Below are 24,389 nucleotides of genomic sequence, written 5' to 3' on the forward strand. Positions count from 1 at the left end.
AAAATTTCCAAATTTTAACTAAAGCTAGTCACCATCAAATGAAATACTCTCAAGCAACTTCAACATTTCTTTAGATAGATCTTCACCTTTATCATCCGAAGAATTAACACCAGAACCACATAGGGCATTATTTTTATGTATCAAACAAAAATAAACACTCTGACCTAGCGTTCCATCTTTAAGTTTCGCCATGGCATTAACAGCCATAAAACCAGATGCATCTTTGCTTTTAACTTGAAATAGAGACAGATGATTTACCTTCCCATTTTTCACATATGTGGCATCCGGAATTGATTTCCATACCTTATTTTTGTAGTCATAAACAATTTTATTATCAGCGGCACTAACACTGACCCCTTTGTTGTTAACTTGCTGTACATCATATCCTGCTTCAAATGCTTCACCAGAATACAGGCAAGTCCACTCCGATATTGGTGATTTTTTTTTGAAGTACTCATCATCAGACAATGCGGGGTATTTGAAATCACTAAAATGCATATTGCATGCATCAAAACTGGATGACGAAGAAATATCTGCGTTAGAATCTGATGTCAACGCTCTAGTTACTGAGGCACCTTCCACTTTAGCAACTGGTGCTGAAGCCATAGCGAAGGAGCTAACGCTAAGAAAAACTGATATATATAGCAATTTCATAATTTTCACTTCCTATGTTTATATCCTTCCGGGAAGTTCAAAACCAAACTTCCAGAAGCATTCGGGAATTTATTTTCCGTTAAAATTGCAAGGGCAACTCCGTAGGCACAACATCTCGAGTCGAATCCGTTTAGTGAGTGATGATAAAGCGAACCAATCCTACCAGGCAAATTAACTGCGGCACTTGCTTCCCAAAAACTAGGGCTTCGGTAGTAATACTTTGTTCCAAGATTTGTATTAACTGAAACTCTCTCTAAAACATGCTCCTCATCAGCATATTTTGCCATCTTATTTTTCACCCAATAAAACCCCGCACTATCTGCAGCTAGTGTGCTATGTGAATCACTAACAGTATTCCTTAGCTCTATAATTTCTGTTGTAAGCGTAGGGAAATGGCGATCTTGCAATGTAGCATTGGATCTATTCGCAGGAGGTTGTGCTGCAATTGATGCATATGCATCAACCAAACTCTGTTTTAATTGCTCTTGAACTGTTCTACCAATATATTTAAAATAGTTAAGGTAGTTTTCTGGGTTAGTTAATTGCAAAAAGCCACGTCCGTACCATGGGGCGTACCAGAGGTTACTGCCGTTCCCTTCATGAAGCGTACTCAACCACCCGGTTTCTTGTATTGCATTACCTAAAAAACAAGAAACTCTAAATGGAGTATTAATACAATACTTTCTCATGGAGGAGTTTAGATTTGAAATCTGGCTGCTCAAAATCGAGCCCGATGTTCTTAAATTTGTGTTAATAGCTTCCCAGGCAAACCGATTTCTGCCTGATTGGCGTAGAGCATGGCTAGGTACTATTTGTTTCATTTCAGAGAAGCTTAACCACCCACAATTTCTAAAATGGTTAATTATTGCCTTTGGCTCAAAATGCCACAAGCTTCCGCTGCTAAGTTCCCCAATGTCGAAACACAATGCTTCGGCATGAGCCTTGAATTTTGCATAATCTTCTTCCGTCATCGGATCATGCTCTTCACTTCCCGTTTTCAGCCACGAGAAGCGGGTGTCGATCGTACTTTTTTCCCATTCAAACGGGAAATGGCAGATTAGCTTTCCGCACTGGTTATCGAACTCACCATCTTCCTGAAGTTTCTTAATAGCGGCTGAATTACACTGGCTGTCGCTGTCACTATCGTCATCAACCAACTGCCAGCCCGTCCAGTGAGGGAAATCAGCGTCACTAAACTTTTTAATACCGGAATCAGCAAGATTGACTACCCCCTTTCCCCCCGGGTAATTGACCGTCATCCATAATGGCGCATCTGCCGGTACCAAGGTTTCATTGTCCGTGTTGATTACCCGCCCAAAGCGAAGTAATTCGAACCCGGCACTCGGGCTTTCCTTATATTTCCGCATCGCAGTTTTATAGAGATTGTATTCGTAGTCATTACCATCAGCATTAACCAGTGGCTCGCCCAGCAGATCGTATTTCCCGTCAACCTGCGTATTTTTCTGCCGCGTTACCATCGTGCAGTTGCCTTGGGCCAGAGTCATGCTGGCATACAGAGGCGCATTGCTGGTATAGAGCTCAGAAAGTCCGGTGATAGACGTGCTGTTATCTGCGGGGGCCTTGTCATAAAACTTTGTCTGCGGAGGCAGATAAAAGTGAATATCACCGTAAACTGCATCAGTGCGGCCATTCTTCGAAATATCCAGCTCTCCTGATTTCCTGCCCGTCAGCTTGCTGATGTTGTCGTCATCGCAGAAAATCTGGAAATGGAAAGCATTGACTCCATCCACCATGCCCGGAAGGCCTAACGGATCCTTACGGTAAACTTTCTCACCGGCTTTAACAGTTTCAGCCAGCGACTTCAGGTGCATGTATAGGGAGTAGAAAGCCACTTTTGCTTCATCACCGCTACCGATCTCGGTTTCATGCTTTATCAGCACATAACCATCATCACTCCCCTTTGTATTGGGTTTATCGGCGTTGATGTTAAATGGTGCCTGATCGCGCTTGTCTGAGCTTTTGCGGAGTGAAACGACGGTACCATCCGCTATCGCCCGCACGCTCTCAGCAGGTCTCCCTTCGTCAGTCTGACGTATATGTATTCCGCCATGCCACGAACCATGACCGTTAACCGGATACCCACGGCGGTCAACTACGGTCATGACTCTTTCAATCCAGGCCGCATCAGTTTCATGGGCATCTTTCGCTTTCAAAAGCGGTGGGCTGATAATCATAAACTGACTCCTTGTCAGGAAAAGCTGAATTTACTGGAAGGTTCTGTGGTTTCAGGAGCCACATTCGGGAAGTCTTCTGGCTTGTTAGCCTTTTCTTTTCGCCCGTAATGCCCGGCTTTAGTCCGGTACTCCCCCTGTGTGGCTGATTCAATGCCATTGGCATCGAGGGTGATATAGCTTCCCCCCCCGTTGATCGTGACCTGCTTCTTGGCAATAATCTCGATACGATCTTCGGTACTGACGACGCTGATTTCTCCACGAGCGATGAGCTCCATCAGGTCATTCTGTGCCTGGATCCTCACCGGCCCCTGGTTCGCGATGAGCTTGATCCCCAGCTTACGAACAAACACGCTCAGGGCATTACCCACCCCGATGAACAAATTTTTCACCACGCTGACGTCGGCATTTTTACCGGCCGTAGCTATCAGGTTCTGCCCGGCAGAAACCTGCAGATGTTGTCCGCTGGTAAGCGCCATTCCTTCCGGCGCACTGAGCAGCAGTACTGATTTTTTAAGGTCTGTCAGTTGCTGTTCCAGCAGCTTTATTTGCGCCTGGAGATCGGCCGGGTTCGCGGCCGCCTTCTGCGCATCATCGGAGATGGACGTCATCTGCTCCCGGGCATCACCCAGATTGCTGACCACTGGCTGCATCTCCAGCACCTGGCCCTGTGCTTTCGTCTGGCCATCAGCGCTGATGAATATCCCTTTCTGTGCCCGTATAGCTCCCCAGCTGTCGGTTCTGAGCTCAAATCCCTCACCGCGCTTCTGCTTCTCCGCATCCACTAAATGCCCGAGATTCAGCTGGCTCTTGCCGCCGTACTCGGTGGAGACCTTGATATGCTCCTGGTCACGGCTGTCATCCAGGCGGATTTTGTTATTTGCAGGCGTCCGCAGGACATTACGTTTGTAATTGCGGATAGTGACATGGTCACCGTGGGCTGAGTCGTGAAGTACGCCGGAAATGTACGGCCTGTCCGGATTACCGTCCTCAAAACCAATCGCCACTTCGGTGCCTGCCAGCAGCGGCAGGTGCAGGCCGTAAGTGTCGCCCGCATACGGACGGGACTGACGGACCCACAGGCTCTCGAACCCGGTCTCCCAGTTATCGCGGTCGAACAGCATGTTGACGCGGTAGCGACCGTCTTTATCGATGTGGCCGTAGGTGTCATTTTCGGTGGTACTGGTGACACGGGCTGGTAATGTACCGGCCATCACCGGGCGTTTGCCAGATTCCGGGCGGAAACTGAAATCAGTGCTGTCCGGGATGCCGTCAAAGTTGACGCCGAAATCTTCATCACGGCGCGCATGGCTGTGCATCGCCGTGATGACCACGCCCTGAGCAAACACATCGGACACTTCGTACCCGCCGGTGACTTTCAGTACCTGACCCGGAGAAAGGGTCGGACAGCTGGTGATGGCATGAGTCTGCGTCTGGCCATTCAGATAACGCTCATGACGAGTGCGGGCATAAAAGGCCCCGGACTCCGGGGCTGGATTGCGGTCGTAGGTGCTGCCCGCTGTCAGATAGTTATCCGCATAGTGATAGGCATCTCCATAGGTGGTGGCATCCCCGCGAGTCGCATCGACCTGGGTGTTCATGTCAGCCGTGGCCTGACGGTAGTTGTAATCACGGGTGCTGACCTGCTTCTGCACCACGTTATGATGGCTCTCCATGCCCCAGACCGAGTCTACCCCTTCCGAATGCTGTCCTGATGGCGGAACCGAGGGCAGCGTCAGGCCTTTTTCATACCCCTGCTGACCGTCATAAAACTCCACCACGTCGATGTTCAGGCGCGTATCAGTGGTAAAGCGGAACCAGATACCGACCTCACCCAGCAGGCGGGTAATAAAGTGCAGGTCATCCTCGCCGTACTGCATCACCTGTTCACGACGCGGGTACTCTTTTGAGAGTGAGAACAGAAAATCCTGACCGCGCAGGTTGTGACGCTCGCGCAGAATTTTTTCCACGATTTGTGGGACCGACATGTCCTGATAAATGGCGTTCTGGTGCGAACGATCGAGCAGCGCCAGGCGTGGCTGCAGCGTCAGGGCATAATGGGTTTCATCTTTTGAGGTGTTGAGACGTTCAAAGCCGCTCACCACTCCCTGAAGAGTTCGCACGGCCTGCTGCATTTTGATGCCGTAACCCTGGTCCACCGGGGCCTGCAGCGTCAGGGAGGCTGCTTTCATCAGCATTATTTCTTTGCTGATGGCATGGTCAGCGCTGGTGAATTCAATACGGTAGCTGAACGGCGTGCTCAGGGCTTCATCACCTTCAAACGCCAGTACATCGAGCTCTGCGTCACATCCCTTCACTGCCAACTGGTGATGGTTGTGGCTGAATCTGATCGGGGGATTACTGCTCATACGTGCACTCCTTGTGTACGGTCAAACTCCAGCCCGATACCCTCTTCCTCACTCCAGCTAAGGCATAGCGACTGTGGTTTCTGTTTCGCAGCCATGTGGGTCAGCAACTGCTGACTCAGCACCGGCAGAATTTGTTGATTAAGCAGACTGTCGACGTTGCGTGCGCCGGTGTCCGGCAGCAGGCAGGCGACAGTGAGTGCGTCATACAGGCTCTCATCAATCTGCGTGGTCAGGCCGTAGTGACGATGTAAGCGCTTGCTGACCTGTGACAGCTTCATTTCCACGATGGTACGCATGGCCGCTTCGGCCAGAGGGCGGTAAATCACGGTCTGGAAACGGGCCAGCAGTGCCGGCTGGAAGTGGTCGCGTAAAATCGGGCGCAACAGCTCGTGCAGATCCGCTTCGGTCGCTTCCGGCTGTTCGTCCAGCAGCTGCATCAGGTGGTCGCTGCCGAGGTTGGAGGTCATCAGGATAACGGTGTTACGGAAGTCGATTTCACGCCCTTCGCCGTCGCGCATAAAGCCGCGGTCGAAGACCTGATAGAACAGGTTCATCACGTCGCGGTGAGCTTTCTCCACTTCATCCAGCAGCACCACGCTGTACGGACGCTTGCGCACGGCTTCGGTGAGAATGCCGCCCTGACCGTAACCGACGTAACCCGGCGGTGAGCCTTTCAGCTGAGAAACGGTGTGCGGCTCCTGATACTCGGACAGGTTGATGGTAATCAGCGATTTTTCACCGCCATACAGCACGTCCGCCAGCGCCAGTGCGGTTTCTGTTTTACCCACCCCGCTCGGGCCTACCAGCAGGAACACGCCCTGCGGGCCGTTTTCTGACGTCAGACCGGTCTTCGCCGCGCGCAGACGCTGAGCGATAGCCTCAAGAGAAATATCCTGACCGACGACACGCTGGCCGATTTCATTTTCCAGGGTCAGCAGCTCAGTCTGCTCATCTTTCATCAGGGAAGAGAGCGGCACGCCGGTCCAGTCGGCAATCACGTTGGCAACCGTGCGGGTGTCCACATCCACCTGAACCAGCACGTCGCCCTGTTGTGCCTGTTCGAGCTGCTGCTGCAGGTCGGAAATCTCCGCCTGCTGGCTGATGTCCTGGCGGCTGACCATCAGCTGCTGCGCCAGCGCCTTTTCAGTGCTGAAACGCACTTCCTGCTCTTCAATACGCGCATCCAGTTCAGCCCGCTGCTGCTCGATGGCACCCAAGCGGTCACCATGGCGGTTGCTGCCGGCGGCGATATCTTCCAGCAGCGCCTGCTCTTCCAGTTCCAGCGCGGTCAGCTGTGCTTTCAGACGCACAATTTGTTCCGGCACGGTATCGAGACTCATGCGTACGCGCGCGGCAGCAGTGTCGAGCAGGTCAACGGCCTTATCCGGCAACTGACGACCGGTCAGGTAGCGACGGGACAGCGTAACGGCCGCACGCACAGCATCGTCAGTGATGTGTACGTTGTGGTGTTCGGCGTAGCGGGATTTCAGGCCACGCAGCATCAGACACGCGGTGTCGTCATCCGGTTCGTCGACCTTCACCATCTGGAAGCGACGTTCCAGCGCGGCATCGCGCTCGAAGTACTGTTTGTACTCGCTCCAGGTGGTCGCGGCGATGGTGCGCAGTTCGCCGCGCGCCAGTGCCGGCTTCAGCAGGTTCGCGGCGTCTGCGCCACCGGCCTGGTTACCAGCCCCGATAATGGTGTGGGCTTCGTCGATAAACAGCAAAATCGGTACCGGCGATTGTTGTACCGCATCAATGACGTTTTTCAGGCGCTGTTCGAACTCGCCTTTCACGCCAGCCCCAGCCTGCAACAGGCCGAGGTCAAGGGTGCGCAGAACAACCGGCTTAAGAGATTCCGGCACGTTGCCCTCTGCTATACGCAGCGCCAGGCCTTCAACCAGTGCGGTTTTGCCGACACCCGGTTCGCCGACCAGGATCGGGTTATTTTTACGGCGGCGCGAGAGAATATCGACCATTTGGCGGATTTCGGTATCACGGCCGAATACCGGGTCAATTTTGCCCTCTTTCGCTTTGGCGGTGACATCGAGGGTGAATTTATCCAGCGCGTTCTGCAGCGCCGGGTTCAGTTCGCCCTCTTTCGGCTCTGCACCGACCGGGCGGCCCACAAACTCCACGTCACAACCATGATTCTGCGCCAGCTCTTCTTCGTGCTGCGCTTCCGGGCGCTCGTCAGACTGTGCATCCAGCAGCGGGCGCAGGCGGGAAAGCTGGCTCATCCCGAGCGTCAGCAGTGGCCACAGACCGTCGCAGTGAGCAAGTCGTGGATTTTCCGTCAGCGCCATCAGCAGGTGTACACTACGGATACTTTCCTCTCCGGCTAGTGAGGCCTGCATCCAGGCTTCCTGCATCAGTTTCTGAATATCGGCGGACAGCTGCGGGCGGCTGCGTACCGAGCGCGGTTCATTATCCAGCCAGCCGAGTAAATCCTGCCACAGTGCATCCATATCCCACTCGTAGCGCCTGGCCAGTACTGTCAGGTCACCTTCCCCCTGTTCGAGCAGCTTCAGCAGCCAGTGCTCCGGCAAAATTTCCGCATGGGCACGGGTCTGGCAGAGCGAAGCCGCCCCTTCCATCGCACGGGCACAGTAAGGGTTCAGACGTCGCAACAGGATGGCTGGATTTTCCATGAATCTCTCTCTTTGTCGGTTCCTGGACACGCTACCGCCCATCGCTGTTTCCCATGAAGGGGACCAAAGCGCATACGGTCGGGCTGGCAGTTTGTGGGTTTCTTTGCTGAAAGCCCGTTTCATACAGGCACTCAGCAAAAAACTGCGGACAGGAAACCCCGTCCGCATCGGGCTTACGCGGTGGCGCGTTCGTTCCAGGAATCGGAATGAATGATGTTGCCGTCTTTGTAGGTCCAGGTGATTTTTTCGTAACGCAGCTCAATGCGCTCAAGGTGGTTGTGCTTCTCTTTAGAAGGATCCTTGATGTCATACATTTCAGGATTCACTTTCACCACTTTCACGTTTTCCAGTTTGGTGTTGAAGTACTCCACTTCCTGGCCCGCGTCGTTGATTTTGTACCACTTGAATTCCGCAGACTTGAGGGTCTGACCGGTNTCAATGCGCTCAAGGTGGTTGTGCTTCTCTTTAGAAGGATCCTTGATGTCATACATTTCAGGATTCACTTTCACCACTTTCACGTTTTCCAGTTTGGTGTTGAAGTACTCCACTTCCTGGCCCGCGTCGTTGATTTTGTACCACTTGAATTCCGCAGACTTGAGGGTCTGACCGGTGGTCACAGCCTTGTACAGGTACGGGCTGGACGAGTCGATTTCCTTGGTGAACAGGAACGGGGTGTGGATACGGGTACCGGTCAGCTTGCCGGTGTTGTTGTCAGTCGGGATGTACAGGTTATGCACCTGAGCGACAACTTCGATGCTGCCTTCACGATCCTGAACGTCCACAGAACCTTTAATGTCCGCGCCGCCGTCGTCTTTCAGCCAAAGATAAACTGGAATTGCCATGGAATTACTCTCCATTGTGTTGTGATGCGCCATCATCCTGCGATGACGCCTGGGTGTGGCCCGGTATCTGACAGGCATTGGCCTGCGGTACCAGACTGATTTCGACACGGCGGTTGAGCGCGCGCCCATCCGGGGTGTCATTGGTTGCGATCGGACGGCTCTCGCCATAGCCCTGCACCGCAAAACAGCTTTCCGGTACATCACCGGTATCACGCATCCAGTTGCGCACCGCTTCGGCACGCCTGAGTGAAAGCGTCTGGTTAAGTTTTGGATTGCCGGTGTTGTCGGTATGCCCGGCGACCACAATCAACCAGCCCGGCTTCGCTTTGATACCGACCAGTGAGTTGACAAGCCATTTGGTGGAGCCAGCCTTCAGCACGGATTTGCCGGAATCGAACAGCGACATGCTGTCGAGGCGGACAATTTTCGGTACCGGTTCAGGTTTCGGCTGTGGTTTAGGTGGTGGCGGTGGAGGCACGTACGAACGGATCGCATCCAGCACAGGCATTCGCAAACTCTCCCCCTGATACAGACCAAGGCCCATACGCGCCGGTACGCCATTGCGCGCCTGGTCATCCAGCTCTGCTGCATCGTCACGCAGGACAGCAACGGCATCGGCTTTGGGTCCGAAATCATGCATCGGGATACGGTCATAGCGGGCAATATCGAAGCTCACACGCTGCAGCAACTGGTGATTGATCCAGCCACTGCTGAGCAGCGCAGCAATGGCCGCCAACGTGAAAATCCCGAGCGCACAACGGAAGGTTCGCCCACGTGGCGTCAGGCCTAGCCCTTCAGGCAGCAGCGGCAGGATAAAATCCGGGAAGGGGGAGATAACCGTACTGTCCGTTCCAACCGGCTGCCAGCCCGCCACCTGCTGCATCGCAGTGTGACGGGAAAGCCATGCAGTCCAGGCAGATGTGGCCAGACTCCCGGCAAGGATCGGCCCCATTCCCCACAGCACCGCTGTAGGTGCAATGACAGGAACGTCGGGGTTCTCATCCATAAAGACTGCTTTGACGTGCTGATGGAACCAGCTCATCAGGCTGTTCATCAGCACCTGTTGCTGCATCGCAGGCGACCCACCGGTGGTAACCCATGCAGCGATTGAACTCGGCGCTGAAGATTCACGCCAGACCCTCACCCCTTCCCCCGGGATAGCCGCCTGCCAGAGCAGATCATTCGTCATCGCGCTGCCAACCTGGCCATTCAGAACCAGCGGCACGGAATGCCCGGTTTCTTTACGCAACTGGCTGATTTGCCATCGCAGGGCCAGCAGACGGCTGGTAAGCGCTTCGCTGTCGGCGTGTTTCTGCGGACAGACGCTGACCATCACCGACAGCTGGCGACCCCAGTCAGGTCGCAACCACAGTACCTGGCGGGCGGCCTGTTCCAGATCCTGATGATCCTCCACGCGGATCCAGCAACCCTGCGTGACCGTAAGCACCGGTGACTGCTGTGGCCAGGCCAGAGGCAGATCGCCACAGACCAGCACCACGGGCTGACGATAAGTGGCTTCCGGGAGGTCATCCAGACGCAGGGTGGCGTCATGCTCCGCACGACGACTGGCGACATACAAGAACGCCAGGATAAGCCCCAGCATCGCCAACAGAACAAGCACAGAAACCAGTCGGGATACCGGCAGGAAACTCAGGCAGACCACTGCACTCAGCAGGGCGGCCCACAGCGCAAGCCCGCGCTGTTGTGCAGGACTCATTTCACAGCTCCCGGTAGCAGGGTCAGCAGTGTCTGATCCAGCCAGTGGCTCAGTCCCCACCACAGCGCAGCAACCACCACCACGCTCAGGCCAACTCGCACGGGCCATGACGCCAGCCAGCCGCCCATTCCACGCCCGGTACGACTTTCCGCCAGGACAGGATGGGTTTGTGGATAACTGAACGGCGTGACATGTTCACTGAGCGCGTTGACGAGTTTCTGGCGCTCCGGATCGTTCAGCGAGCGGAAACTGCCGAGGAACCCCAGCATCATGACCCGCTGAAAGCAGGTCACTACAGCATGATCAGGCGCCGGTTCACGCAGCACATCGCGCATCCGATCGCACAGCGTATCACCGGCATCCATGGTGCCGAGGAAGTGTCCCTGCAGGGGAATGTCATACCACTGCACGCAGGCATCATCCTCCACACCGCGGCCTTTGACAGCTTCATCAAGCAGCGCACACTGTGCTGTGAGAATATGCTGACAGCTGGCTTCATCGAGTTCGCTCGCTTTCAGCTCACGCTGTACACGTTCGACATCAGCAATGCAGCGCTCCCACAACGTGCGCCCTTCTCCATCCTGAAACTTCGGACCGTGACGCAGGCTGATTACCTGCAGCCAGGTGTCCTGCAGCAGGGCATCAATATCAATGGACGCGGCCGGGCCGCGTTTGCGCTCACTCATGTTCTCAGTACCGCAAAGAGTTCAAGTTCAGGCTCGCCGAGCATGCCCGGAACGTAAAACATACAGGTCCCACTCTGGAGCATTTCTGTGGCCAGAGGATGAGAGACATCGAGGCTGAAATACTGGTTTTCCAGACGCAGTGGAATGGCGGCCGGCACATGACGCAGCGGCGTAAGCGGCACACCCACCCGTGAAGAATTGACGATACTCCTGACATGATCCGGACTGCCGACCTTGCACTGGCGCGGGAACTGTTCCTGCAGCTGTGCCACCGGCATCGGTGATCGTACGGAGAGGTAGTAATCCGCCCCTTCCCGAAGACGTGGGTCATGCAGACGCGCCTGCCAGAAGTGAAGCCGGGCATCATGCTCAAGCTCAATCGCCACCACCCGCGACGGCAGGCTGGCTTCCAGCAGGTCGCCCAGCAGGTCAAAGAGTGGCGGGAAGACGTTATTCAGCTGCTCATGCTGCCAGACAGGAATGGCACTCACCTGGTGTTCCAGCGAGAAGGTCAGCAGGCTGCCCGCAAGGCGCGCCAGCTCCGGGTACAGACGCTCCGGTGGACTTTGCGGGTGACGCTGAAACTGTCCGAGCACAGGTTCTGCACTGTTCAGGGCATTGAGAAGCCAGAACAGAGACACATCCGCCACGGCAAAATCGGCCATGCGCTCGTTACTTTCACGACGCATATCCATCAGGCGGCTCAAACGGGCACGCAGTTGCGTCATCAACTGTTCCAGTTGGGTCACCAGCCAGCGGCTGCCCTGCAGAGCCAGCAGTGGCGGAAGCCAGGTTTCATCGAGTGCCCAGCTCCCCTGTGAATCCTGCTGCAAACGGGCAACCGGACAGGTCAGATAATCACTGTTGTTCTGATGGGCGAAACGCAGCGTCAGCTCTGGCTGCATCACTGCAATCTGGCGGGTATCGTCCCCAAAGGTGTTGCGGACATCCCGCCAGCGCTGGCGATAACGCACAGGGCGCTCGGCCACCTCATCGGGTTTGAGGCAGTTGCCGCCATTCGCCCGCAGCAGCGGCAGCGCCAGAACCACCACCACTTCATGTGATTCGCCCTCAAGCGCCAGCACCGGCGGCAGGGAGTCGGCATTATCCGTGTCGATAAGCGTGCCGTCGGGGAAACGGATGTGCAGATGACGGGCCTGCAGGCGGCCCAGTTTCAGTGCATCCGGTTCGAAAGTGGCNTGTGATTCGCCCTCAAGCGCCAGCACCGGCGGCAGGGAGTCGGCATTATCCGTGTCGATAAGCGTGCCGTCGGGGAAACGGATGTGCAGATGACGGGCCTGCAGGCGGCCCAGTTTCAGTGCATCCGGTTCGAAAGTGGCCTCAATCATTCCCCAGGGATGGGAGAGTCCCAGTCGGGCAATGCATTCCGCGGACCAGGCCGCGTACGCGGCCTGTTGCTGGAAGTGCTGGGGAGAAACCATCACACCCCTGCCCCATAACGGTTGTTCCGTTTTCATTGGCTTCCTGCCTTAGCTTATGACTTGGCTTTCGGCATCTGGGAAACCAGTGACAGATTGACGTCCATCCCTTCCACCTGGAAGTGCGGGATCGCATACAGCTTCACACGGAAGAAGCCCGGGTTGTCCTCAATGTCTTCCACCACCACTTTGGCGTCACGCAGTGGGTGAGAGGCCTGCAGCTCGTCGCCCGGGTCGGTCATTTCGGTCACCAGACTGCGTACCCAGGTGTTGAGCTCAAGCTCCAGCAGACGACGGTCTTTGGTTGTGCCGATATTTTCACGCTGAATCAGCTTCAGGTAGTGTGCAATACGCGACAGCAGGAAAATATACGGCAGACGCGCGTTGATACGGCTGTTGGCCGTGGCATCCGCTGTGTCATACAGGGCCGGCTTCTGGGTGGAGTTAGCGCTGAAGAAGCAGGAATAATCTCTGTTTTTATAGTAACTTAATGGAATAAAGCCCAGGTTCGCAAACTCGAACTCACGGGTTTCCGGGATCATCACTTCTGACGGGATCTTCACCTGATTGCCGGTACCCAGATCGTACAGATGAATAGGCAGGTCCTGCACGGCACCACCGGCCTGCGGGCCACGAATTTGTACACACCAGCCGTTGTTGATGAAGCTGCGAACCATGTTGGATGCAAAGGCGAAGGATGCGTTAGTCCACAGGTATTTATCGTGATCCGGGCCTTTCACTTCTTCCACGTAGTTAAAGCTGCGTACGGGCACGGTATCCGGGCCATATGGCAGGCGACCCAGCACGCGCGGCATCACCAGACCGATATAGCGGGCATCGTCCGTCTCGCGGAAGGATTTCCACTTAATGTACTCCGCACGGTCAAAGTAGTTGCCAATGTCCTTGATGGCCGCCACTTCCTCCATCGAATCCTTGAGGAAGAATTTCGGGCCGGCAGAACCGATAAACGGCATGTGGGCAGCTGCGGAGACTTTTGAAATGTTGCGCAGGAGCGCGACATCCTGCGCAGACGCATCAAATTCGTAAGCGGAAATCAGCGCAGCAATCGGCTCTCCACCCGGAGTGTCGTACTCATCAATATATGTATGTTTATACAGTCCGCTCTGGATGATTTCCGGGCTGTCTTCGAAGTCCTGACGCAGGTCTTCTTTGGACATATCCAGCAGCTCAACCTTCACGTTCTGGCGAAAATCGGTTTTGTCGACCAGGGATTTCACGCCGCGCCACAGGCTCTCCACCGCCTGGAATTCTTCGCTGTGCATTACCGCGTCCAGCTGACGGCTAATCTGGTAGTCCAGCTCCGCGATATGGAGGTCAATCAGGTTTTTGTCGAGTTTTTCAACTTTTGAGCCCGATTTTGTCAGACACTCCAGGAACACCTGCATCCCCGCAGTTAAACGTTCATCCGCAGTTGCATCCGACATCGCCTGCGCGTCCTGCCAGATATCCAGCGCACTCAGCTCAGACACAGGGTTAAGATTAATTTTTTCAAAAAGCGACGCATAAACCCCACCTGCTGCAGGACGTTCCAGCACAACGCTTTCGCCAGCCGCGGCGTTTTCATTTTTTACAGACATGAGCATTCCTTGGTTAATCCGTGATTACCGGGTGACGGTTAAGAGTGTTTTGGGGCCAGGGCTGAAAGTTCGGCTCTGAGTTCTGCGCTTAATGCCGGGTCGAGCAGAATTTTTTCCAGTTCCTTTCGGAAAGCCTGATTGTCCAGCAGGTTCGCTTTTAAATCGCGAAGCAGGTTGCGCATGGAAAGCATTGCCTTCAGCTGAGGGATTTGCCGGGAGACCTGCTCCGGGGTGAAATCTTTAATGCTCTGGAAAGTCAGGCTGATGTTATCTTCGCTGCCGTCATCAGCCAGCGTGTTTTTAACTGTCAGATTGACTTTTGGGGAATATTCGGAGAGTACCGCGTCAAAATTATTTTTGTTCAAGCTAACTTTTTTACGCTCAGACAGTGGTGCAGACTCCTGTCCATTACTGAAATCGCCCGCCACCAGTAATTTAAGTGGGAGCTCGGTTTTCTTGCTGGCTCCCCCCGTGTGCAGGTCAAGCTTTAGATTAATACGTGCCTTTGGAACTTCATTCTGGAAACTATCAGCCATCTCATCATCCCTCGGTTTATTACTATGCGCTCACTAAAACGACATTTCATTACACGCGATAATAGAATAATGATCGACAGGAGATCAAATATACCGATCTTTAATCTTATTTAAGTAAATTCTTAGGAATTTTCCTCTAAATGTTAATAGGGAATTGCACTGTCATGGCAGTAAAATGAACTACCACCAGCACACAAAACAAACATTTATGTCGCAGTAGTAAAAACAAACGGACAATTGTTAATAAAAAGATCTTAAATTGATTTGCATCAATATCAGGGGAATTAAAATACCCATGCTTTTTAAAGATATGGTTTTAGATCAGAAAGAGATAAAAGGTTCAGAAAGTCATAGCTTTGCTTCATGTGGGAAATACAGCAGTAGCGATAAGGAAAACATCAGGAACAAAAGCGGTTTCATGTCCCGGAAGAAAACGTTTCATTAACTATCAGAGCTGTATGGCGATCCTGTCAGGCTTCAGCACGACAGCAGGGAGTGCATGGGCCAGGAAAACCGCCATACATGCTGACAGGTTGCCCGTCACCTGAAATTCAACCAGCGCAACCAGTTTGCCTTCATTAGAAAATCCATCGGTCAGTGCCGATTTTCTTACCAGCAGCGCATCAATATCACGATATTCTTCAGTCAGGGGTTCAGTGCCCCACTCCCGGTCACTCACCACTGCATTGACCCAGCCCTGCGATTTAAGCTGTTCAATTGCGTACGTCAGCCGGTACAAATCCGACTTTGCAGACACAGGTCCGGTGCACGAAGACCAGAGATATTCCAGACGACTGAGTAAGCTTGCGGCAAGACCTTTCCGGCGCCCCAGCACCACCAGACTCTCAATATCGGATGCGATTGCACGCGGAAACCGTTTTTGCTTATACGCAACAGTCAACCAGCGCATCAAAAATGCATGCGTACTGAGCGGCGACAACGCATGACCATACTGCTGTGCGGTACGTAAGGCGACAAGGGCACACCATGCAAAATGTGCCAGTGCCGTGACTATTTGTTCCGGGGGTAAGGTATCGTGAGCTTTTTTCATTCAGAAATTATATCGGCGCAGCAGACTTCGGGGAAGACCGGGAGAAGGTTCGTATTTTCAGACCTACATTAACGACTATCTCCTTTACTTATCCAGGTCATTATCTTCATGGACACACCACACTCGTTCGGGCCATCATAACGGGAGATGCCATTTCATTCACTCTGGTCTGTAGCTGACTAAATGACTGTGAAAATGAACTCTTTTCGGTGCGATTGATATTGAAAGACGTCATCCTGGTGACGTTGTTATCAGCATGCATCACCGTGCACCATGCGTCTCTGAGTAACCCGTTCATCTCCTGCCATACGACCTCATCGTGCCAGGCCCCAAGCGTATCAAGATTCATCAACAGCACCATTTTACACTCTGGCGCACTGACAGACTCCCACATCCAGCGCAGTACTGTGGGAGGTGAAGGACGGCGTGCCTGCTGGCACTGGCGCGAATATTCGCCGGTCCGCTGCCAGACTTCGGTGTGAAANCGCAGAATCAATGACCGGTATTCGCTCATGGCTTCACAATACGGCAATTTCAGCGTTAAGCTGAATGCCGCCAGTCGCGGGTAATGGTCAACAGCCTGTTGCAGAAATGCTCGCGTACTGAAGGCATCCGCGCTGACAGCATCGGACGCCCGTGTGTAAGAATGATTCACAATACAAACTCTCTTTGGGTTAAATCAGGGAGAACACCGCCTCTACGGCGGTATCGGGTTCATAAGGATGGGGGGACTATCCGGAACTGCAGATATAATTTATCTGCCAGTTAGCCTCTTCGATGCTGTAGATACCGGTCTGGCACCGGTAACAGTGCTTCACGCCCTGATAATGGNCAAACTCTCTTTGGGTTAAATCAGGGAGAACACCGCCTCTACGGCGGTATCGGGTTCATAAGGATGGGGGGACTATCCGGAACTGCAGATATAATTTATCTGCCAGTTAGCCTCTTCGATGCTGTAGATACCGGTCTGGCACCGGTAACAGTGCTTCACGCCCTGATAATGGTCACCGCACCACACACAGTACCAGGACAGCGTCATCACCGTTGCATCCAGTCCGTTGAGCATATTGCGCAGCTTCCTGTGCCGGGCCTCAGCTTTCACTTCCGGGTCAAGATGNTCTTCGATGCTGTAGATACCGGTCTGGCACCGGTAACAGTGCTTCACGCCCTGATAATGGTCACCGCACCACACACAGTACCAGGACAGCGTCATCACCGTTGCATCCAGTCCGTTGAGCATATTGCGCAGCTTCCTGTGCCGGGCCTCAGCTTTCACTTCCGGGTCAAGATGGGCACAGTTCATCAGCACATCCCGGGCCACGGTCTGCGTATCGTGTTCAAACCACGCCGGGTCGCTGAAAGTGGCGGCATGCAGCACCAGACGACACCCACAGGAAGCACAACTCCATATCTGCCCCGGCGCGCTCATGGCCTCACTGGCCGTCACAAAGTGACCTTCGCGGTCATTTGCAAGGTAACATTTCAGTACGCGCATGCTGTTACCTCTGCAGTATGGATTTCAGCATCAGAGAGCGTCCTGCTGAACTCACCGGTTCGGCAGCTCAGGCAGTAGCGCTCGCCATGGTAATTGCTGTCGCAGCCACTGCAGTGCCAGTCATCCCGGTAAACCAGCGGGCGGGCATGCGGTACGTAACATTTAAGTTGCCGGTTATGACGGGCCTCCTCAGGCTCTGGTCTGACATATGGACAATGCAGCCGCCCGTTATCCGTCAGCATGTCAGTTTGGTGTTCAAAGTAAGGTCGCTCAGTGTTGTATTCAGGATGGTATCGCAGCGCACTGCCACACAGGTGGCAGGTGTAGCGGTCATACGGATACCGTTGTGCCGTTCTGGCTCCGGTGAGACGACCATTACCGTCAAGGGCGATGAAAGATTTGGCGTACATCGTGGTGCTCCTAGCCGCCAGACGACACGCAGGCGTAAGCCGTCCCGGTATGGGCGGCATGGCAGTGTGACTGGCGGGTCAGTTATGCGTTAGCGGAAGATGATTCGTGGTATTCAGTCTCTGCCAGCCGCCGGGGTTACGATTGTGCAGGCGCTACAGAGGTGCGAAAACAAACGGGGCAGGGTCTGGCACCGCAATACTGTCGCTGGCAATGGGAACACTTCCAGCGCTCCGGGATATTCAGTGGTTTAGTACGACGTTGTTTTTCCATTCAGATAGTCCCTCTGCTCAGACGCCACGGGAATCGGTAATGCGCTGTCGCATCCAGGATTCCACCTCGCTTTTGAACCAGCGGGAACTGCGCCCTAATTTAATCGGTTTCGGGAACAGCCCGTCGCCAATCAGCTTATAGAACCACTTGTCCGTCATACCGGTGTACGTGGTGATAAAGGTCATGTCGATAAGCGGGTCCTGAGCTGAAAGCCGTGTGTCAGGACTGGCATTAATGTCCGAATTCGTCGTGGTCATGGTATTTTTCTCCCTCTGAGGATATGGCTGTCGGGAGAGTCCGGTGGTGGTTGAATTATGGGGTTACCGGTTCGCCTCAGAGGATAGGGGAACGTTGTAAAAAATTACCAGGCCCATACCATCAGGCCTGGTAAATCGAGGTATGTCTGACTCAGCCGCGGCTGCAACCGAANTTTTCTCCCTCTGAGGATATGGCTGTCGGGAGACGTCCGGTGGTGGTTGAATTATGGGGTTACCGGTTCGCCTCAGAGGATAGGGGAACGTTGTAAAAAATTACCAGGCCCATACCATCAGGCCTGGTAAATCGAGGTATGTCTGACTCAGCCGCGGCTGCAACCGAAGTTACGTTCACCATCACCGGTGACTTTGGTTTCGCGTTTGGCAAGATAAGCGGCCTGTGCCACCGCCTGTTGAAGCTCTGTGGTATTACCACGCGTCAGCCAGGACACCGGGCTCTTCGGGAAGCGGGCCAGAACGGCATGCGCCTGTGCATCCACCTTCAGGGCACTGCACCACGCCTGTTTAATCATACCTGCAAGCGAATCCGGGTCTTTGTAATCTCCCGGTCCGCACCACGTATCGCGGTTCAGCAACAGCACCGCGTGGTAATGCTTCTTCCCTTTGATTTCACCAAACTCCCGCGCCCAGACAAAACGNCTGCACCACGCCTGTTTAATCATACCTGCAAGCGAATCCGGGTCTTTGTAATCTCCCGGTCCGCACCACGTATCGCGGTTCAGCAACAGCACCGCGTGGTAATGCTTCTTCCCTTTGATTTCACCAAACTCCCGCGCCCAGACAAAACGCAGCGTGGTCGGCCATACGCGCTTGCCCTCGCGACGTTGACGCGCCTGAAGGGCTGCAATGCGGGCTTTCAGGGCATCGGTGAAGCGGGAGATAACGGCCGCATCGGTGGCCGCTGGCGTATCCGGCAGACGGAGGTCAACACGCAGGGCCAGTAAGCGGGTGTAAGCGTTAAGTGCGCAACTGAAGGTATCGGCGATGCGTTGCTGCCAGAAAAGGTCGTATGTGTAACTCATTAAAATGGACTCCGGTGGGTTATCGTTCATAACCATTACCAGCGCCGTAAAAAATAACTTTTTGCCTTCAGCGGGTCCCTAAGCAGGTCCACAGAGACGGCTGGATTCGATAAAATATCGGGGGTGGCAGGGAGATGTATGCAACGGGTAACAGCACAGAGACTTAAGCCATGAGGTAAATACGAATTAGCAACGATTCTGGCGCAGGGTGACCCGAATACTGCGAAAAACAGTCTTCCCGTTACCGACAAGTCGCGAGCTTCAGTGAACAATGGACATGAACAGATAAGAACCGGAGGGAATGACAATGATTATTGACGTTGATGAAGCACCGGCGATTGCCCTGACGCTTTTGACAGAAACGCTGTCTGGCTGGCAAAAGACCATTCCGCCATCGTGGCCTTCAACATGGCCCGTTGTTGAGCGACTTATTGAACGTCATGATGAGATGAATTCAGCCTACAGGGAGATAGCATCCCATAGTCTCACCAGGCAGCAGTTTTGGGTACCTCTTGAACAGATCATCCATGCCGCCAGCTTTGGAACTGATGAACGTTTTACAGCACTGCGGGATGATTATCGGGAGCTTACAGCCCTGAATGACGATATCAGCGTAATAAGCATGCAACTGGCTGAAATGCTTGAACGACGTTCGGAGCTATGCGAGTACGGCCACTTCCAATGCGATCGTATGCGTAAACTAACGGAATTTATCGATGATGCCGGAGAGGAAAACGGCCATTACCAGTTTTACGTTAAGCCGGAATTACAGCGACTTAACGGTCTCGATCTCAAATACTGGCCCAGCATCGCCGATATCATTCGTAAGCGTAAAGTGAGAGCCGTATTGACGGCTATTTATTGGTGAGATCTACGTTCCAGGGCAGAAGTTCTGCCACTTTGTTCGACGGCCACTCCGGCAGCACGCTCAGGATATATCTGAGGTAGGCTTCCGGATTGATTCCATTCAGTCTGCACGTTCCGATCAGGCCATACAGCAGGGCTCCACGCTCGCCACCATGATCGCTGCCGAAGANGTAAGCGTAAAGTGAGAGCCGTATTGACGGCTATTTATTGGTGAGATCTACGTTCCAGGGCAGAAGTTCTGCCACTTTGTTCGACGGCCACTCCGGCAGCACGCTCAGGATATATCTGAGGTAGGCTTCCGGATTGATTCCATTCAGTCTGCACGTTCCGATCAGGCCATACAGCAGGGCTCCACGCTCGCCACCATGATCGCTGCCGAAGAAGATGTAGTTTTTCTTCCCCAGACAGACCGCTCGTAGCGCACGCTCAGCAGCGTTATTATCCGGCTCTGCCAGACCGTCATCGCAGTAGTAACACAGGGCATCCCACTGGTTCAGGGCATAAGCGAACGCCTCGCCCAGCCGGGATTTTTTTGACAGTGTCGTGCTTTTTTCCACCAACCACGCATGCAGGGAGGCCAGCAGCGGTTTGCTACGGGATTGCCTGGCTGCCAGACGCTCTGCTGCCGGGAGACCTCGTATTTCCTCTTCTACCGCGTACAGCTCGCCGATACGTTTCAGGGCTTCCTCTGCTGTCGCCGTTTGCGTGCTTACATAGACGTCATGGATTTTTCTGCGCGCATGGGCCCAGCATGCAGCTTCTGTCAGCGGCCCTCCTTCACGTTCCGGACTGAACAACCGATCATAACCTGCGAAGGCGTCCGCCTGCAGCACACCATGATAGTGACGAAGATGCTGCTGAGGATGCTTCCCCTGCCTGTCCGGCGAGAAGGCGAACCACGCCGCTGGCGGATCTGACGAGCCAGCGCTCCGGTCATCGCGAACATACGTCCAGATGCGCCCGGTTTTCGTCTTCTTTCTGCCCGGTGCCAGCACTGGCACCGGGGTATCGTCCGTATGCAGTTTGCGGCAGTCCATCACGTAGTGGTAAAGAGCTTCATCCAGCGGAGCCATTAACCGGCAGCAGGCATCCACCCAGTTGGAGAGCAGCGCCCGGCTCAGATCCACACCCTGACGGGCCAGGATTTCAGTCTGGCGATACAGTGGCGTATGTTCACAGTACTTGCTCGTTAACACGCGTGCCAGCAGACCCGGTCCGGCGATACCCCGGTCGATGGGACGTGATGGCGCAGGGGCTTCAACGATACAGTCGCATCTGACGCAGGCTTTTTTTACTCTGACCGTACGGATCACTTTCAGGGCGCTGGAGACCAGCTCCAGTTGCTCCGCGCTGACTTCGCTGAGGTACTCCATACCGTTGCCGCATTCCGGGCAGCAGGTTTCCGCTGGCTCCAGCCGGTGTATCTCACGGGGAAGGTGTTCCGGTAACGGGCGACGATGACGGGACTGGCGCAACTGGCGAGGTACCAGTGGATCGTCTTCCCGTCCGTTGTAGCGATCGCTTTGCTGCTCCTGCTGTTTCAGCAGGGCTTCGGCTTCTTCAACCTGTTGGCGAAGTTTTTCTGAGCGGGTACCGAACAGCATCCGCCGCAGTTTTTCTATCTGTGCCCGCAGATGCTCTATTTCGCGCTCTTCGTTCTCTATTTTCTCTTCAGCGCGGGCCAGCGCCGAACGCAGGAACGACTCAGTCTCTGCAACGAGACTGAGCTGGCTGTCTTTCTGGCGAAGCGCGTCTTCCAGCGCAGCGATACGGGCGAGATAGTCCTGACTCATGAACCCATTTATAATGCGGTCATGTGCTTTTTACAACATAGTCAGAGAGTTAAGGCGAGCTGTTTTTGGCTGACGCCAGTCCAGCTTATCGAGGAGCATGGCGAGCTGTGAGCGGGTGATGGCGATTTTACCATCACGTACAGCAGGCCAGATGAACTGGCCTTCTTCCAGCCGTTTGGTAAACAGGCACAGGCCGTCAGCATCAGCCCAGAGGATCTTCACGGTGTCACCTTTGCGGCCACGGAAGATAAACAGGTGGCCGGAGAACGGACTTTCATCAAGAGTATGCTGTACCAACTCGCCCAGACCATTGAACGATTTGCGCATATCCGTGACGCCGGCAACCAGCCAGATGCGGGTACCTGACGGAAGATTAATCATCCCGGCACTCTCCCGGTAAGCTCACGCAACAGCACAGCAAGCAACTCTGGCGAAGGATTTTCGAGGCTTATTTTACCGTTGCGGAACTCCACGCTGCAGGAGGAAGCGTTCAACGGGCACTGCCCGGAACCGGTATCTGATATTGCCGGGTCAGGTACGATCTCGACAGGCAACAGTGACAACTCTGAAGACGAGGTGATGGTAGCTGGCAGGCGACGTGATACCCGCCCCTCGTTTTGCCACATGCGCAGCCACTTAAAAATGAGGTTGTGAGCAACACCGTTTTCGCGGGCGATCTTAGCAACATTGGCATCAGGTTGGGATGCCAGGTCAACGATGCGAAGTTTGAAGTCATTGGAATAAACAGTGCGGGATTCAGTTCGCCAGTCGGCAGCATTGTCCATGAATAGAGCTCCTTCTAAATTAGGTGGAGCTCTAAGCTAGCGATCCCGGAACCAGAATCACAGGCGGCAGTGGCTAGACGCTTACNTTTCGCGGGCGATCTTAGCAACATTGGCATCAGGTTGGGATGCCAGGTCAACGATGCGAAGTTTGAAGTCATTGGAATAAACAGTGCGGGATTCAGTTCGCCAGTCGGCAGCATTGTCCATGAATAGAGCTCCTTCTAAATTAGGTGGAGCTCTAAGCTAGCGATCCCGGAACCAGAATCACAGGCGGCAGTGGCTAGACGCTTACTATCATTCGTTCGCTGGGGATGGAAGAGGTGGAGATCACATTTGCAGATGAAGCGACGGAAGCGATCATCAACGCCCGCAGGCCTTCGCTGACGGATTTCTTCAGAGCGTTATTTGATCGAATCAGTGAACAAAAAACAGGGTACCATTACTCATTACCACGGACGTTTAAACTTTCAGATACTGCGCTGGCGACGATTTGTAATATCACCCGGGATCTGACACCTGATGATTTAATTGACGCAGTTTATGTTAAGCGCACCCGCCACAGGCTGAAAGGACAGGGCTTTAGCGCAGCGTGGTGAAGCTAGCCCCTGGCCAACAAACGACGGAGAAAGGTTTCGAGGTAACCTTTCTCAACGTCACGGCTAATCAGCTGATTTTTTTAGCTGATAATCTTTGGTGACAACGCCCTCTGCAGAGCCAGGATTCACAACCGCCGGGCGGATCCAGATCAACCGTTCTCCCCGGCGGCGAATGTGCCCTCTGCGCAGATGCATGCGCTTTGTATGCGATCCCGTACCGCTCCCCTCCCCTCCACTCACAGATCGTTGCTCATCTGAAATCTGCAGGACTTTGTAAGTAAAGCGAGGCTTAATCGCGGGCTCTGCCGCTTTGACTCGCTTACCCCGGATGAATCGGGGTGTTTTGCTGTCTGCCGGGGTGATGGTATCCACGATAACGTTAGCACAGTTCAGTACACTGCAGGCGTTGATGAATGACTGCAACTCATCGCGCGTATTTATCATAATGTCGGCCATCAGCTTGTCGCGACCTCCGAGCATACCTTGCGCTCGTTCAGCAAATTCAGGCAGTGCGATAAAAGGTTCAGCACTGAATTGCTTCAACTGAGACTTTTTAACCAGCCCCGCTTCCTGTAGCGATTCAACCGCCAGTCTGGTTGCTGAAGGGTGCTGACTGATGTCTGTGGTTTTATTAAGTTGATTGTCGTAAGGGTAAAACATTCCCCCGTAGTTCATCTGCCAGCGATTCTGCTGATCAACCCAATAGACTGAACAGACGAAAACACCACCACCGGGAAAATGCTCCAGCACCCGATTGATACCTGGTACAGGCTCCAGCTCCAGCGTCGTGACCGCTTCCCAGCATAACGCTATTCGCTTTGTTGAACGAAGAACCGGCATTTCAGAATACTGCTCAAGGGGGACATCTTTTTCCCACGGTATTTCAAACGCCACCACAGGGTAAGGCAAACGGGCAAGATCCAGATGCGTCTGGCGGAGATCTTCTGGTGCAATGAAGTCAGCGCAGTTTGGCAGGATAAATTTGACGCTGCTCTCCAGCAGGTTTATCACGTTCCGCAGGACGTAAGCAGTATACGGCGCGTCGTGCAGGCAATTACGCTCCAGCTCACGCAGATCATCGATCGCAGAAGATGTGTAGTTTAATGGCGTTATCGCTTCTCTGGTCATTCGTACTCCCTG

At 53.9% G+C, this 24,389-nt stretch carries 21 protein-coding genes and 3 pseudogenes; 2 read left to right on the top strand and 22 right to left on the bottom strand.

What is annotated here, in order from left to right; translation table 11 throughout:
* Window positions 1-24 precede the first annotated feature (24 nt).
* From B9P82_RS24270 to B9P82_RS29525, 17 genes and pseudogenes are all read right to left on the bottom strand, one after another.
* A complete protein-coding gene (locus tag B9P82_RS24270; protein WP_246842156.1) occupies window positions 25-663 on the bottom strand; it encodes a hypothetical protein in 639 nt (212 codons plus the stop codon).
* Entirely contained in the window at window positions 660-2,849 is a 2,190-nt protein-coding gene (locus B9P82_RS24275; RefSeq protein WP_101701098.1) for a M23 family metallopeptidase, read from the bottom strand. The genes B9P82_RS24270 and B9P82_RS24275 overlap by 4 nt, the downstream gene beginning before the upstream one ends.
* A 14-nt stretch (window positions 2,850-2,863) precedes the next feature.
* Window positions 2,864-5,215 carry a type VI secretion system Vgr family protein gene (locus B9P82_RS24280; RefSeq protein ID WP_101701099.1) on the bottom strand — a complete coding sequence of 784 codons (2,352 nt, stop codon included), beginning with the start codon at window positions 5,213-5,215 and terminating at the stop codon, window positions 2,864-2,866.
* Window positions 5,212-7,866, bottom strand: coding sequence for a type VI secretion system ATPase TssH (gene tssH, locus B9P82_RS24285; protein ID WP_101701100.1), 2,655 nt, complete (start codon window positions 7,864-7,866; stop codon window positions 5,212-5,214). Before tssH ends, B9P82_RS24280 begins: the two co-directional genes overlap by 4 nt.
* Window positions 7,867-8,039: 173 nt before the next feature.
* A pseudogene (gene tssD, locus B9P82_RS29120) lies at window positions 8,040-8,300 on the bottom strand (type VI secretion system tube protein TssD); the annotation flags it as partial.
* A 33-nt stretch (window positions 8,301-8,333) separates the two neighbouring features.
* A pseudogene (locus tag B9P82_RS29125) lies at window positions 8,334-8,708 on the bottom strand (Hcp family type VI secretion system effector); the annotation flags it as partial.
* A 4-nt stretch (window positions 8,709-8,712) separates the two neighbouring features.
* Window positions 8,713-10,425: an OmpA family protein gene (locus B9P82_RS24295; protein WP_101701102.1), complete on the bottom strand. Its 1,713-nt coding sequence runs from the start codon at window positions 10,423-10,425 to the stop codon at window positions 8,713-8,715.
* On the bottom strand, window positions 10,422-11,111 hold the full coding sequence (tssL, locus tag B9P82_RS24300) for a type VI secretion system protein TssL, short form (RefSeq protein ID WP_101701103.1): 690 nt from the start codon (window positions 11,109-11,111) through the stop codon (window positions 10,422-10,424). Before tssL ends, B9P82_RS24295 begins: the two co-directional genes overlap by 4 nt.
* The gene (tssK, locus tag B9P82_RS24305; protein WP_168188469.1) at window positions 11,108-12,589 is read right to left on the bottom strand and encodes a type VI secretion system baseplate subunit TssK; all 1,482 of its coding nucleotides are present in this window, start codon (window positions 12,587-12,589) and stop codon (window positions 11,108-11,110) included. Before tssK ends, tssL begins: the two co-directional genes overlap by 4 nt.
* Before the next feature lie 17 nt (window positions 12,590-12,606).
* Window positions 12,607-14,154: a type VI secretion system contractile sheath large subunit gene (gene tssC / locus B9P82_RS24315; protein WP_101701104.1), complete on the bottom strand. Its 1,548-nt coding sequence runs from the start codon at window positions 14,152-14,154 to the stop codon at window positions 12,607-12,609.
* 32 nt (window positions 14,155-14,186) lie between these two features.
* Window positions 14,187-14,684, bottom strand: coding sequence for a type VI secretion system contractile sheath small subunit (tssB, locus tag B9P82_RS24320; protein ID WP_101701105.1), 498 nt, complete (start codon window positions 14,682-14,684; stop codon window positions 14,187-14,189).
* A gap of 448 nt (window positions 14,685-15,132) precedes the next feature.
* A complete protein-coding gene (locus tag B9P82_RS24325) occupies window positions 15,133-15,735 on the bottom strand; it encodes a DUF2913 family protein (RefSeq protein WP_101701106.1) in 603 nt (200 codons plus the stop codon).
* A 106-nt stretch (window positions 15,736-15,841) separates the two neighbouring features.
* Window positions 15,842-16,390, bottom strand: a complete 549-nt coding sequence (locus B9P82_RS24330) for a YagK/YfjJ domain-containing protein (protein WP_101701107.1) — start codon at window positions 16,388-16,390, stop codon at window positions 15,842-15,844.
* Between the two features lie 249 nt (window positions 16,391-16,639).
* On the bottom strand, window positions 16,640-17,230 hold the full coding sequence (locus tag B9P82_RS29130; protein ID WP_246842157.1) for a zinc-ribbon domain-containing protein: 591 nt from the start codon (window positions 17,228-17,230) through the stop codon (window positions 16,640-16,642).
* The gene (locus B9P82_RS24345; protein ID WP_101701108.1) at window positions 17,218-17,640 is read right to left on the bottom strand and encodes a putative zinc ribbon protein; all 423 of its coding nucleotides are present in this window, start codon (window positions 17,638-17,640) and stop codon (window positions 17,218-17,220) included. Before B9P82_RS24345 ends, B9P82_RS29130 begins: the two co-directional genes overlap by 13 nt.
* Window positions 17,641-17,928: 288 nt before the next feature.
* Window positions 17,929-18,168 carry a helix-turn-helix transcriptional regulator gene (locus tag B9P82_RS24350; protein WP_101701109.1) on the bottom strand — a complete coding sequence of 80 codons (240 nt, stop codon included), beginning with the start codon at window positions 18,166-18,168 and terminating at the stop codon, window positions 17,929-17,931.
* Window positions 18,169-18,488: 320 nt separating this feature from the next.
* Window positions 18,489-19,208 carry an inovirus Gp2 family protein gene (locus B9P82_RS29525; protein WP_371412091.1) on the bottom strand — a complete coding sequence of 240 codons (720 nt, stop codon included), beginning with the start codon at window positions 19,206-19,208 and terminating at the stop codon, window positions 18,489-18,491.
* Window positions 19,209-19,509: 301 nt separating this feature from the next.
* Here B9P82_RS29525 and B9P82_RS24360 point away from each other — a divergent pair, with 301 nt between their 5' ends.
* On the top strand, window positions 19,510-20,076 hold the full coding sequence (locus tag B9P82_RS24360; RefSeq protein ID WP_143704288.1) for a hypothetical protein: 567 nt from the start codon (window positions 19,510-19,512) through the stop codon (window positions 20,074-20,076).
* Here the strand turns inward: B9P82_RS24360 and B9P82_RS24365 are convergent.
* From B9P82_RS24365 to B9P82_RS24380, 4 genes and pseudogenes are all read right to left on the bottom strand, one after another.
* Window positions 20,063-20,242: pseudogene (locus tag B9P82_RS24365) on the bottom strand (transposase domain-containing protein); the annotation flags it as partial. The gene B9P82_RS24360 and the pseudogene B9P82_RS24365 overlap by 14 nt on opposite strands.
* Window positions 20,243-20,275: 33 nt before the next feature.
* On the bottom strand, window positions 20,276-21,868 hold the full coding sequence (locus tag B9P82_RS24370) for an IS66 family transposase (RefSeq protein ID WP_101701111.1): 1,593 nt from the start codon (window positions 21,866-21,868) through the stop codon (window positions 20,276-20,278).
* 30 nt (window positions 21,869-21,898) lie between these two features.
* Entirely contained in the window at window positions 21,899-22,249 is a 351-nt protein-coding gene (tnpB, locus tag B9P82_RS24375; RefSeq protein ID WP_101701112.1) for an IS66 family insertion sequence element accessory protein TnpB, read from the bottom strand.
* Window positions 22,246-22,653: a transposase gene (locus tag B9P82_RS24380; protein WP_101701113.1), complete on the bottom strand. Its 408-nt coding sequence runs from the start codon at window positions 22,651-22,653 to the stop codon at window positions 22,246-22,248. The genes tnpB and B9P82_RS24380 overlap by 4 nt, the downstream gene beginning before the upstream one ends.
* Window positions 22,654-22,973: 320 nt before the next feature.
* On the opposite strand from B9P82_RS24380, the gene B9P82_RS24390 reads away from it, so the two are divergent.
* Window positions 22,974-23,249, top strand: a complete 276-nt coding sequence (locus B9P82_RS24390) for a hypothetical protein (RefSeq protein ID WP_246842158.1) — start codon at window positions 22,974-22,976, stop codon at window positions 23,247-23,249.
* 63 nt (window positions 23,250-23,312) lie between these two features.
* Here the strand turns inward: B9P82_RS24390 and B9P82_RS24395 are convergent, their stop codons facing one another.
* Window positions 23,313-24,377, bottom strand: coding sequence for an AcrVA2 family anti-CRISPR protein (locus B9P82_RS24395; protein WP_101701115.1), 1,065 nt, complete (start codon window positions 24,375-24,377; stop codon window positions 23,313-23,315).
* Between the last annotated feature and the right edge of the window lie 12 nt (window positions 24,378-24,389).

The sequence above is a fragment of the Citrobacter sp. L55 genome (assembly GCF_002850715.1).
GTDB classification, from domain to species: domain Bacteria; phylum Pseudomonadota; class Gammaproteobacteria; order Enterobacterales; family Enterobacteriaceae; genus Citrobacter; species Citrobacter braakii.